Source organism: Streptomyces nidicola (genome assembly GCF_050106155.1).
In the GTDB taxonomy this organism is placed as follows: Bacteria; Actinomycetota; Actinomycetes; order Streptomycetales; family Streptomycetaceae; genus Streptomyces.
Map to the genome: position 1 here is coordinate 6,072,784 of NZ_JBNBPI010000001.1, position 11,568 is coordinate 6,084,351.

Here is an 11,568-nt window from a genome sequence, read left to right on the forward strand (position 1 = left end):
CGTGACATGGCACTTCGATCACGGACACGGACGACACACACCTCCAGCGGGCCGGGGCGCGGACCCGCGTCGGACAGTCGCGCGAGGCAGCGGCATCTGGTGCGGCGGCGCGCGCGGCGCAGGCGGGTCGAGGCGGAGCGGACCCGGTTGCGGGCGGAGGCGCTGTTCGCGCCACCGGGGCCGGGGGCGCCGTCGGCGCGGCCGGTGCGGGTGCCGGAGGCTGTCGCTGGCCCGTCGTGGGCGCGTGAGCCCGAGTCGTCGGTCGAGCCTCCTTCGGCGCCGGCGCCCTCCTGGCGGGAGCGTGCCGCGCTCGCCGTGCGGGACCGCCTGCCGCTGTGGGTGCAGTCCAGGTGTGGCATCGAGCGGCGCGGCGCCGTGGCGCTGGCCGTACTCGTCGGCGTGGTGGGGCTCTTCGCCGTGCAGCACTTCTGGGCGGGGCGTACGCAGCCGGTGCGGGCGCCCGAGACAGTGCGGGCGGCTGCGCCGCGAGCGGTGGCGCCTCCCGGCGCCGGGTCTTCGTCGGCCGCTTCGGGGGCCGCTGCGACCGGCGCGAGCGGCTCGACCGGCGCCGCCGGGATCGTCGTGGACGTCAGCGGGAAGGTGCGGCGGCCGGGGATCCAGCGGCTGCCCGCCGGGGCCCGGGTCGCGGATGCCTTGCGGGCGGCCGGTGGGCTGCGCCCCGGTACGGACACCGAGGGGCTCAACAGGGCGCGGCTCCTCGTGGACGGTGAGCAGGTCGTGGTGGGCGCGCCGGCGCCGGCAGCAGCCGCCGCGCCGTCGGGCGCACCCGCGGGGGCGTCGGCCCCGGCGGGCCCGATCGGCCTCAACACGGCCACCCTGGAACAGCTCGACACCTTGCCGGGCGTCGGCCCCGTACTGGCGCAGCACATCGTCGACTACCGCACGGAGCACGGCGGTTTCCGCTCTGTCGACGAACTGCGGGAGGTCAATGGCATCGGCGATCGCCGCTTCGAGGATCTGCAGAACGCCGTACGGCCATGAGTCGCCGGGGCGTGAATCGGCCAGTCGTGAATCGTCCGGTCATGAACCGCCCGGCCATGCGGGGTGGCCGGGAGCCCGTGTCCACGGTCGGGCGGCTCGGTGACGCGCATCCTCGCCAAGAGGGGCCGCTGGACCTGCGGTTGGTACCGCCCGCGCTCGCGGCGTGGGGCACGGCGGCGCTGATGGTGACCGGTCCGCCGTGGTGGGCGGGGCTCGTGGCGGTGGCGTGTGCGGTCGGTGGGACGGGGCTGTTGGTCGCGGGGCGTGGTGGGGCCGGGAGTGCGACGAGGCCCTGGCGTGGTCCGTCGGCGGCGGCGCTGCTCCTGTGCATCGCCGCGGCCGCGGCCTCCGCCGGGCTGCACGGGGCCGACCTGCGGCGCGGGCCCGTGCCCGAGCTCGGGGCCGAATTCGCCCGCGTGGACGTCGAGTTGGAGGTGACCTCCGATCCCCGGCTCACCCGGCCGAGAATCCGCGGGGACCACGCGGCGCCGACGTCGGTGCTGGTGGAGGCGGACGTGGTGCGGGTGACGGGCCCGGACGGGCGCACGGCGCGGACGCGGGCGCCTGTGCTGGTCGTGGTGGGTGGGGGAGGCAAAGGGGATGGCGGAGACAACAGTGGAGACGGAGGTGAGAGGGGTGCGAGGGGAGACAGGGGTGAGACGGGAGGCGACGGCGACAGAGGGGTCACGTCTCCGCGACCGCCCGGCAAGTCGTCGCAGGTGCACGGCAGTTCGTGGTTGGCGGTGCTGCCGAGTACCAGGGTGCGGGTGCGGGGGAGTCTCGCGCCGCCGATGGTCGCGGGGGACCGGGTCGCGGCGGTGCTGCGGGTCGGGAGCGGGGAGCGGGCGCGGGTCGTGGGGGCGCCGAGCCGGTCGCAGCGGGTGGCCGGGGAGTTGCGTGCGGGGCTGCGCGAGGCCACCGGCGGGCTTGACCCGGATGCGCGCGCACTGCTGCCCGGGCTCGTCGTCGGCGACACGGCGCGCGTGACACCGGAGCTGTACGCCGCCTTCGCGGAGACGGATCTGCTGCACCTCATGGCGGTCAGTGGGGCCAACTTCACGATTCTGCTGGCCCTGTTGATCGGCCCGCCGGGGATGGCGCAACGCGTCGAGCGGCGCGGGCTCGCGCCCCGGATCGGTCTGCCGTTGCGGACGACCGCGGTGCTCGGCGGGGCCCTCACGCTCGGCTTCGTCGTGGTGTGCCGGCCCGAACCGAGCGTGCTGCGGGCGGCGTCGTGCGGGCTGATCGCGCTGCTCGCCGTGGCCACCGGGCGCCGCAGATCCCTGCTCCCCGCCCTGGCCACGGCGGTGCTGCTGCTCGTCCTGTACGACCCGTGGCTGGCGCGGAGTTACGGGTTCCTGCTGTCGGTGCTCGCCACGGGCGCGCTCCTGACGCTGGCGCCGCGGTGGAGCGCGGCGCTGCGTGGGCGCGGGGTGCCGGCGCGGCTCGCCGAGGCACTGGGGGCCGCCGCTGCCGCGCAGGTGGTGTGCGCCCCGGTCGTCGCGGTGCTGGCGGCGCGGGTGAGTCTGGTGGCGGTGCCGTGCAATCTGCTCGCGGAGTTCGCGGTCGCGCCCGCGACCGTGCTCGGGTTCGCTGCGCTGGCGACGGCGCCGCTCGCGATGCCGGTGGCGAAGTCCCTTGCCTGGTGCGCCGGTTGGCCCACCGGGTGGATCGCGGACCTCGCCAGGACCGGGGCCGCCCTGCCCGGCAGCGGGGTGGACTGGCCGGGTGGCTGGCGCGGCGGGGCGCTGCTCGCGCTCGGCACGGCGGTTCTCGTGCTCGCGGGGCGCAGAGCACTCGCGTCGCCGTGGATCTGCGGGGTCTGCGCGCTGCTGCTCGTCCTGGTGGTCACGCGGCCCGCGCCGCTCGTGCGGGGCGTCACGGGCTGGCCGCCGGCCGGCTGGCGGCTGGCCATGTGCGATGTGGGGCAGGGCGACGCCCTGGTGCTCGCGGCGGGGGCGGGGACCGGGGTGGTGGTGGACGCGGGCCCCGACCCGCTGCTCGTCGACCGGTGCCTGCGCTCGCTGGGCGTCACCCGGGTCCCGGCGGTGGTGCTCACGCACTTCCACGCGGACCATGTGGCCGGGCTCGCGGGGGTGTTGCGGGGAAGGGCCGTCGGGCAGATCGAGACGAGCGGGTTCGAGGAACCGCCGGACCAGGTGGCCTTCGTGCGGAGGGAGGCCGCCCGGCGCGGGATCCCGGTGGTGCGCGCCGTGGCGGGGGAGCGGCGCAGGGCAGGACCGCTCGACTGGCAGGTGCTGTGGCCCCCGCCGGACCCGGCCCCGACTCCGGACGGGCCGAACGACGCGAGCGTGACCCTGCTCGTCCGCGTCGCGGGGCTGACCCTGCTGCTCCTCGGCGACCTCGAACCCCCGGCGCAGCGAGCCCTGTTGAGAACGCCCGCCGGAGCCGCGCTGCCTCCGGTCGATGTGCTCAAGGTCGCCCATCACGGCTCGGCGTACCAGGATCCGGAGCTGTTGCGCAGGGCCGCGCCCCGCGTCGCGCTGATCTCGGTGGGCCGCGACAACCCGTACGGCCACCCGGCACCCAGCACGCTGGCGGCGTTGCGGGCGCGCGGTGCGGCCGTGCTCAGGACGGACCGGGAGGGGGCGGTCGCGGTCGTGGGAGGGGGTGGTGGGGAGCTCCGGGTGTTCCCGTAGCACGGTCGGTGCTGTTCAGGGCGGTGTTCTTGTCATGTGGGCGCATGTTGCCTCGAAACGGCTCACGATGATCGAATGCTTGTCGAATGCAGCAGATCAGGTTGTTGTCCAGGCGTTCTGGGGTGGGTAGGGCATGTTCGGCCTTCGATGGAGAAACCGTACTAACCGGTCAGTAGAGTCGAGTTCCCTCGGGGGGAGGGCGGTGCCGCCCGGCGCGGGGGTGCTCAGCGGCCGGATCATCGATGCCGTGAGCGAGCCGGTGCGCGGCGCCGAGTTCCAGGTGAACGACGCGATGGGGCGCAAGGTGGTGAGCGGGGGCGTCGACCCGTTCGGCTCTTTCGTGGCGACCGTGCCCGCGGGGGACTACCGGCTCGCGGTGTCGGCCGAGGGGTACGCGCCGTTCCGCGGCGGAGCCACCGTGGCCGAGGGCGAGCAGGCGGCGCTCGGTGACGTCACGCTCCAGGTGTCCGCGCCGCCGCCGCTGCCGACGCCGGGGGACTGGGAGGTCGAGCCGACGCACTCCTCGATCGGGTTCACGGCGCGGCACATCGGGATGGCGCGGGTCTACGGCCGGTTCAACACGTTCGCCGGTGTGCTGCGGGTGGGCGAGCGGGTCGAGGACTCCGCGATGCACGTCGTCATCGACGCCTCGTCCATCGACACGAACGTCAAGATGCGCGACGACCACCTCAGGTCCGCGGACTTCCTCGACGTCGAGCGCTTCCCGACGCTGGAGTTCTACAGCGACCGCTTCGTGCACAAGGGCGGCAGCCGCTGGGCGATCACCGGGGCGCTCTCGCTGCACGGTGTGACCCGGACGGTCACGCTGGACGCCGAGTACCTGGGTGTGGGCACGGGCATGGAGGGCGAGACCCGGGCCGCCTGCCGCGCGACCACGGAGCTGCACCGCGACGACTTCACCGTGAGCTGGCAGACCATGCTGGCGAGGGGCATCGCCGTCGTCGGCTCCAGCGTCCGCATCGACCTCGACATACAGGTCGTGCCCAAGAGCTGACCCGCCGACCCCGTGCGGCGGCGCCGTCGGCGTGCCGGAAAATGGTGGCGTGAGCGATGTGAGACACGTACTGGTGCTGCCCGACCGGGACGCTGCGGAGGAGGCCGCGGAGGCGCTCCGTGAGCGCTTCGGGGTGGCCGAGGAACCCCAGCTCGTACGGGACGCGCTGGCCGGTGAGGACGACGCCGAGGACGCGCAGTGGTTGCTGGTCGTCGAGGACGCGTCCGGGCGGCTGGCCGCCGCGGAGCTCGACGAGTTCGCGGCCGAGTGGGAGGGCTGGCGCGAGGAGCCGTAGGGCTGGGCCCGTCGTCGGTCCTGCGCCCGGACCCATTGAGCCCTGTGCCCTGTGTGCCCTGTGCGCCCTGTGTGCCCGGGCCGGTCGGGCCCGCCCCGGCTTCGTTCCGTAGGGGCCGGGTTGTCAGTGGCGCGTGGGATGCTTGGCGCGATGGCCAGGAAGACTGCAAACGACGAACCGCTCGCTCCTCTCACCGTCGCGGTGGGGCAGGAGGATCTGCTGCTCGACCGCGCGGTGCAGCAGATCGTGGCGGCCGCGCGCGCCGTGGACGCGGACACCGACGTCCGGGATCTCACCTCCGATCAGTTGCAGCCGGGGACGCTGGCCGAGCTGACCAGTCCCTCGTTGTTCGCCGAGCGCAAGGTCGTCGTCGTACGCAATGCGCAGGACCTGTCCGCGGACACGGTCAAGGACGTCAAGGCGTACATCGGCTCGCCCGCCGAGGAGATCACGCTGGTGCTGCTGCACGCCGGCGGCGCCAAGGGGAAGGGCCTGCTGGACGCGGCGCGCAAGGCCGGGGCCAGGGAGGTCGCCTGCCCCAAGATGACTAAGGCCTCGGATCGGCTGGCCTTCGTGCGCAGCGAGTTCCGGGCGCTCGGGCGGTCCGCGACCTCCGAGGCGTCCCAGGCGCTCGTCGACTCCATCGGGAGTGATCTGCGGGAGCTGGCGTCCGCGGTGTCGCAGCTCGCGGCCGACGTCGAGGGGACGATCGACGAGGCCGTCGTCGGGCGGTACTACACGGGGCGGGCCGAGGCGTCCAGCTTCACCGTCGCCGACCGGGCCGTGGAGGGGCGGGTGGCCGAGGCGCTGGAGGCGCTGCGGTGGTCGCTCTCGACCGGGGTGGCGCCGGTGATGATCACGTCGGCGTTGGCCCAGGGGGTGCGGGCGATCGGGAAGCTGTCGTCCGCGCGTGGGGGGCGGCCGGCGGATCTTGCGCGGGAGCTGGGGATGCCGCCGTGGAAGATCGATCGGGTGCGGCAGCAGATGCGGGGGTGGACGCCGGACGGGGTCGCTGTCGCGTTGCGGGCGGTGGCGGAGGCCGATGCGGGGGTCAAGGGGGCGGGGGACGATCCGGAGTATGCGTTGGAGAAGGCTGTCGTGACGGTGGCTCGGGCCGCTAGGGCGCGGGGGCGCGGGTAGCGGGTCAGCGTCAGTGCGGCACCGCGGGAAGTCGCCCCCGCCGCCCCTTCCCGTCCCGTCCCTGGGGCTGCGCCCCAGACCCCCCTCGGCCTTCGGCCGTGTCCTCAAACGCCGGACGGGCTGGAATGGAACGCCGGACGGGATGCGCAGCAGAACGCACCGATGCCCCGCCCTGGGGAAGGGCGGGGCATCGGGTCAAGCTTTGTGCGAGCCCGCACCCGCGTGGCGAACGCAGATCGCGTGCGGGCTCTTGGGTGTCGGTCGGGGGCGGAGAGAGAGGGCCCGCCCGGGTCCTACCGACGGCAGATCAGTTCAGGTTCAGGCCTGGATGGACGCGACCTTCGAAGCAAGCGCCGACTTCTTGTTGGCGGCCTGGTTCTTGTGGATGACGCCCTTGGAGACGGCCTTGTCGAGCTGACGCGCGGCAACGCGCTGCGCCTCGACGGCCTTCTGGACGTCACCGGAGGCAGCGGCCTCGCGGGCCTTGCGGATCGAGGTCTTGAGGGAGGACTTCACGGCCTTGTTGCGCAGCCGAGCCTTCTCGTTGGTCTTGATCCGCTTGATCTGGGACTTGATGTTCGCCACGAAATGAGCCTTTGCAGGTTCAGGCACGGATCCGGTGAGGGTCCCGTACCGGTGATTGTCACTGAGTGCGTGCCTCGGCTTAGAGGGCAAGAGACACAGCTGCCCACGGTATCAGCCGTCATCCAGGCGGCCCAAACCGAGCGCAGCCCCCCGCTCATGGGACCATGGAGGCTACGTATTGATCCCAACCGAGGCCGACCTGAGGCAGAAGGCCTCAAGAGACAGGACCCTGCGTGCCCGCGATCCCTAAAAATGTGCCCGAGCCGAGCCGCACCGACCCGGCTCTGATTCGCAACTTCTGCATCATCGCGCACATCGACCACGGCAAGTCGACGCTCGCCGACCGGATGCTCCAGCTGACCGGAGTGGTCGAGCAGCGGCAGATGCGTGCTCAGTACCTCGACCGGATGGACATCGAGCGAGAGCGCGGCATCACGATCAAGTCCCAGGCGGTGCGGCTGCCCTGGGCCCCGACCGAGGGGCCCGACAAGGGCAGTACCCACGTCCTCAACATGATCGACACGCCGGGCCACGTGGACTTCACGTACGAGGTCTCGCGCTCGCTCGCGGCCTGTGAGGGCACGATCCTCCTGGTCGACGCGGCGCAGGGCATCGAGGCGCAGACCCTCGCCAACCTCTACCTGGCGATGGAGAACGACCTCAAGATCGTTCCGGTGCTCAATAAGATCGACCTCCCGGCCGCCCAGCCGGAGAAGTTCTCGGAGGAGCTCGCCAACCTCATCGGCTGCGACCCCGAGGACGTGCTGAAGGTCTCCGCGAAGACCGGCATGGGCGTCGAGGCGCTGCTCGACAAGGTCGTCGCCGAGATCCCGCCGCCGGTCGGTGTCGCGGACGCGCCCGCCCGCGCGATGATCTTCGACTCGGTGTACGACTCGTACCGGGGCGTCGTGACGTACGTACGAGTCGTCGACGGCCAGCTCAACAAGCGTGAGCGGATCCGGATGATGTCGACCGGGGCCACGCACGAGCTGCTCGAGATCGGTGTGTCGTCCCCCGAGATGACCCCGGCCGACGGTATCGGCGTCGGCGAGGTGGGCTACATCATCACCGGCGTGAAGGACGTCCGTCAGTCCAAGGTCGGTGACACGATCACCTCCCTGAACAAGGGCGCGACCGAGCCCCTCGGCGGTTACAAGGACCCGAAGCCGATGGTGTTCTCGGGCCTGTATCCGCTGGACGGCTCGGAGTACCCGGACCTGCGCGAGGCCCTCGACAAGCTGCAGCTCAACGACGCGGCGCTGGTCTACGAGCCGGAGACCTCGGCCGCGCTCGGCTTCGGCTTCCGCGTCGGCTTCCTGGGGCTGCTGCACCTCGACGTGATCCGTGAGCGGCTCGAGCGCGAGTTCGGGCTCGACCTCATCGCCACCGCCCCCAACGTGGTCTACCGCGTGGACATGGAGGACGGCACCGAGCACACGGTCACGAACCCGAGCGAGTTCCCCGAGGGCAAGATCGACAAGGTCTACGAGCCCGTCGTGCGCGCCACGCTCCTCGCGCCCAGCGAGTTCATCGGCGCGATCATGGAGCTCTGCCAGACCCGCCGCGGCACCCTCCTCGGCATGGACTACCTCTCCGAGGACCGGGTGGAGATCCGCTACACCCTCCCCCTCGCCGAGATCGTCTTCGACTTCTTCGACCAGCTGAAGTCCAAGACCCGCGGTTACGCGTCCCTGGACTACGAGCCCACCGGCGAGCAGGCCTCCGACCTGGTGAAGGTCGACATCCTGCTGAACGGCGACCGCGTCGACGCGTTCTCCGCCGTCACGCACAAGGACGCCGCGTACGCGTACGGGGTGCGCCTGGTCGCCAAGCTGCGGGAGCTCATTCCACGGCAGGCGTTCGAGATCCCCGTCCAGGCGGCCATCGGATCCCGGGTCATCTCCCGCGAGACCATCCGCGCCATCCGCAAGGACGTCCTCGCCAAGTGCTACGGCGGTGACATCTCGCGTAAGCGCAAGCTGCTCGAGAAGCAGAAGGAGGGCAAGAAGCGGATGAAGATGGTCGGCTCCGTCGAGGTGCCGCAGGAGGCCTTCATCTCGGTTCTTTCGAGTGACGACGGCGGCGGCTCCAAGGGCAAGAAGTAGCCACGGAGCCGTCCTCGGCGGTGGGCCCGGCACGCGTCGCGCGTGGCGGGCCCACCGCTTTTGTGTGGGGCGTGTGAGGGGTGAGGACGTAGGGGTGAGTCCGATGAAGTCGGTGGCCGGAGCCCCTTACGCGGCAGGCGGGTGACCTTTACCCTGATCACTGCCCCATGGTTACTCGCCAGTTAAACAAGCCTCGTATCAACCAGCCGCGCAGTCTGAGACAAGCCGCACTGTCGCGGGCCCCGGAGGACGTCGTGAGCGACACACAGACCTTGATCGAGAACCGTCCGCCCTCCGTGGCGAACCTCTTCCTGGAGCGCGTGACGGCGACACCGGACGCCGAGGCCTACCGCTATCCGGTGCCCTCGGCCACCGGCACGGGCCCCGACGACTGGAAGTCGCTGAGCTGGGCGGGGGCCGCGCAGCGCGTGTACGCCATCGCCGCCGGCCTCGTCGAACTGGGCGTGGGCCCGCAGGAGCGGGTGGCGCTCGCCTCCTCGACCCGTGTCGAGTGGATACTCGCCGACCTCGGCATCATGTGCGCGGGCGCCGCGACCACGACCGTGTACCCGCAGACCAACGAGGACGAGTCGGCGTTCATCCTGTCCGACTCCGAGTCCAAGGTGATGGTCGCGGAGGACGCCGCGCAGCTCGCCAAGGCGCGGGCGCGCCGGGCCGAGCTGCCCGAGCTGCGGCACGTCGTGGTGATCGACGCGACCGGGGTAGAGCCCGACGCGGGCGACCCCGACGGCTGGGTGCTCACGCTTGAGGACCTGGAGGCGCGCGGCGCCGCGTACCTGGAGAAGAACCCCGAGGTCGTCAAGGAGCGGGTCGGGGCGATCCAGAAGGACCAGCTCGCCACGCTCATCTACACCTCCGGCACCACCGGGCGGCCCAAGGGCGTCCGGCTCCCGCACGACAACTGGTCGTACATGGCGAAGGCCATCGCGGCGACCGGCCTGGTGAGCGGCGAGGACGTGCAGTACCTGTGGCTGCCGCTCGCGCACGTCTTCGGCAAGGTGCTCACGTCCGGCCAGATCGAGGTCGGGCACGTCACCGCGGTCGACGGCCGCGTCGACAAGATCATCGAGAATCTGCCGGTCGTGCAGCCGACGTACATGGCCGCCGTGCCGCGCATCTTCGAGAAGGTCTACAACGGCGTCGCCGCGAAGGCCCGGGCCGGTGGCTCCGCCAAGTACAAGATCTTCCAGTGGGCGGCAGGCGTCGCGCGCGAGTACGCGAAGGTCAGCCAGGACAACTTCCGGCGTACGGGCGTCGCCTCGGTGCCGTTCAAGCTGGCCTCGAAGCACAAGGCCGCCGACCGGCTGGTCTACGGCAAGCTGCGGGAGGCCTTCGGCGGGCGGCTGCGGGCGTGTGTGTCCGGCTCTGCCGCGCTCGCTCCGGAGATCGGCTACTTCTTCGCCGGCGCCGGAGTGCACATCCTGGAGGGCTACGGACTGACCGAGTCCAGCGCCGCCTCCTTCGTGAACCCCGGTGAGGCGTACCGCACCGGCACCGTCGGCAAGCCGCTGCCCGGCACCGAGGTGCGGATCGCGGACGACGGCGAGATCCTGCTGCGCGGCCCCGGCATCATGGAGGGCTACCACGGGCTGCCCGACAAGACCGCCGAGGTCCTGGAGTCCGACGGCTGGTTCCACACCGGCGACATCGGCGAGCTGTCGAATGACGGCTACCTGCGGATCACCGACCGCAAGAAGGACTTGATCAAGACGTCCGGCGGCAAGTACATCGCGCCGGCCGAGGTCGAGGGCCAGTTCAAGGCCGTGTGCCCGTACGTCTCCAACATCCTGGTGCACGGCGCCGACCGGAACTTCTGCACGGCGCTCATCTCGCTCGACGAGCCGTCGATCCTTGAGTGGGCGAAGGAGAACGGCCTCAGCGGCTCCTCCTACGCGGAGGTCGTCGCGGCGCCGCAGACGGTGGAGCTCGTCGAGGGCTACGTGAAGGAGCTCAACGAGGGCCTGCAGCGCTGGCAGACCATCAAGAAGTTCAAGCTCCTGCCGCGCGACCTCGACATCGAGCACGGCGAGCTGACGCCCAGCCTGAAGCTGAAGCGCCCGGTCGTCGAGCGGGAGTACAAGGCGCTCCTCGACGAGATGTACGCCGGGAGCCGCGAGGGCTGATCCCCGCCGAGGAGACGCCGCGGATGGTGCGCCCCGGGAACCTAGCCCCGGCGCACCAGCCGCAGCGTCTCCTTCATCTCCCCGATGTCGTGGCGCAGTTCCCGCACATCGGGGTTCTCGTTCTCGGCCAGGCGGCGCTCCATCGTCGTCATGCGGGCCGCCAGGTCGTCCAACTGCTGGTGTTCGCGGGCCAGGAGGCGCTGCAACTGGCGGTTCTTGCGGTGCAGGTCGAGGAAGACCGTCACCTTCGCGCGCAGCACCCACGGGTCGAAGGGCTTGGTCAGGTAGTCGGCGGCGCCGGTCGCGTAACCGCGGAAGGCGTAGCCGGTGTCGGCCTCCGTGCCCGTCAGGAAGATGATCGGGACGTCCTTCGTCTGGTCGAGACGCTTGATGTTCGTCGCCGTCTCGAAGCCGTCCATGCCGGGCATCCGGATGTCCAGGAGGACGACGGCGAACTGCCTGCGCAGCAGCGCCTTCATCGCCTCCTCGCCCGAACGGGCTCTGACCAGCGGCTCGTTGAGAGGCCCCAGGACGGCTTCGAGCGCCGTCAGGTTGTCCTCCATGTCGTCGACGAGGAGGATGCTGGCCCGATCCGCCGAAGTGGACTCTGCAGTGGTCATGA

Annotated in this window: 9 protein-coding genes; 7 read left to right on the forward strand and 2 right to left on the reverse strand. The window is 71.6% G+C overall.

Translation table 11 applies throughout. The features are described from left to right. Nucleotides 1-6: 6 nt before the first annotated feature. From ACOKM3_RS27415 to holA, 5 genes are all read left to right on the forward strand, one after another. Entirely contained in the window at nucleotides 7-1,002 is a 996-nt protein-coding gene (locus ACOKM3_RS27415) for a helix-hairpin-helix domain-containing protein (RefSeq protein WP_426903682.1), read from the forward strand. A 41-nt stretch (nucleotides 1,003-1,043) separates the two neighbouring features. Further along, nucleotides 1,044-3,662 (forward strand): ComEC/Rec2 family competence protein, encoded by a 2,619-nt coding sequence (locus ACOKM3_RS27420; protein WP_426903683.1) that lies wholly within the window; start codon nucleotides 1,044-1,046, stop codon nucleotides 3,660-3,662. Between the two features lie 133 nt (nucleotides 3,663-3,795). Beyond that, complete coding sequence (locus ACOKM3_RS27425; RefSeq protein ID WP_426903684.1) at nucleotides 3,796-4,677, forward strand: YceI family protein; 882 nt, start codon at nucleotides 3,796-3,798, stop codon at nucleotides 4,675-4,677. 49 nt (nucleotides 4,678-4,726) lie between these two features. Beyond that, nucleotides 4,727-4,972, forward strand: a complete 246-nt coding sequence (locus ACOKM3_RS27430) for a hypothetical protein (protein WP_426903685.1) — start codon at nucleotides 4,727-4,729, stop codon at nucleotides 4,970-4,972. 150 nt (nucleotides 4,973-5,122) lie between these two features. Continuing rightward, nucleotides 5,123-6,112, forward strand: coding sequence for a DNA polymerase III subunit delta (gene holA / locus ACOKM3_RS27435; RefSeq protein ID WP_426903686.1), 990 nt, complete (start codon nucleotides 5,123-5,125; stop codon nucleotides 6,110-6,112). Between the two features lie 318 nt (nucleotides 6,113-6,430). Here holA and rpsT read toward each other — a convergent pair whose 3' ends face one another. Then, nucleotides 6,431-6,697, reverse strand: a complete 267-nt coding sequence (gene rpsT, locus ACOKM3_RS27440; protein ID WP_266719751.1) for a 30S ribosomal protein S20 — start codon at nucleotides 6,695-6,697, stop codon at nucleotides 6,431-6,433. Between the two features lie 233 nt (nucleotides 6,698-6,930). On the opposite strand from rpsT, the gene lepA reads away from it, so the two are divergent. Together lepA and ACOKM3_RS27450 are read left to right on the forward strand one after the other, a co-directional pair. Further along, the gene (gene lepA / locus ACOKM3_RS27445) at nucleotides 6,931-8,802 is read left to right on the forward strand and encodes a translation elongation factor 4 (protein WP_426903687.1); all 1,872 of its coding nucleotides are present in this window, start codon (nucleotides 6,931-6,933) and stop codon (nucleotides 8,800-8,802) included. 254 nt (nucleotides 8,803-9,056) lie between these two features. Beyond that, complete coding sequence (locus ACOKM3_RS27450) at nucleotides 9,057-10,946, forward strand: AMP-dependent synthetase/ligase (protein WP_426903688.1); 1,890 nt, start codon at nucleotides 9,057-9,059, stop codon at nucleotides 10,944-10,946. A 41-nt stretch (nucleotides 10,947-10,987) separates the two neighbouring features. On the opposite strand, the gene ACOKM3_RS27455 is transcribed toward ACOKM3_RS27450, so the two are convergent. Then, a complete protein-coding gene (locus ACOKM3_RS27455; protein WP_426903689.1) occupies nucleotides 10,988-11,566 on the reverse strand; it encodes a response regulator in 579 nt (192 codons plus the stop codon). Nucleotides 11,567-11,568 lie beyond the last annotated feature (2 nt).

Excerpts from the sequence above, each read along its gene's own strand:
- ACOKM3_RS27425 (WP_426903684.1), top strand. The coding sequence starts at position 3,796 with ATGTTCGGCCTTCGATGGAGAAACCGTACTAACCGGTCAGTAGAGTCG.
- ACOKM3_RS27420 (WP_426903683.1), top strand. The coding sequence starts at position 1,044 with ATGAACCGCCCGGCCATGCGGGGTGGCCGGGAGCCCGTGTCCACGGTC.
- holA (WP_426903686.1), top strand. The coding sequence starts at position 5,123 with ATGGCCAGGAAGACTGCAAACGACGAACCGCTCGCTCCTCTCACCGTC.
- ACOKM3_RS27455 (WP_426903689.1), bottom strand. The coding sequence starts at position 11,566 with ATGACCACTGCAGAGTCCACTTCGGCGGATCGGGCCAGCATCCTCCTC.
- ACOKM3_RS27415 (WP_426903682.1), top strand. The coding sequence starts at position 7 with ATGGCACTTCGATCACGGACACGGACGACACACACCTCCAGCGGGCCG.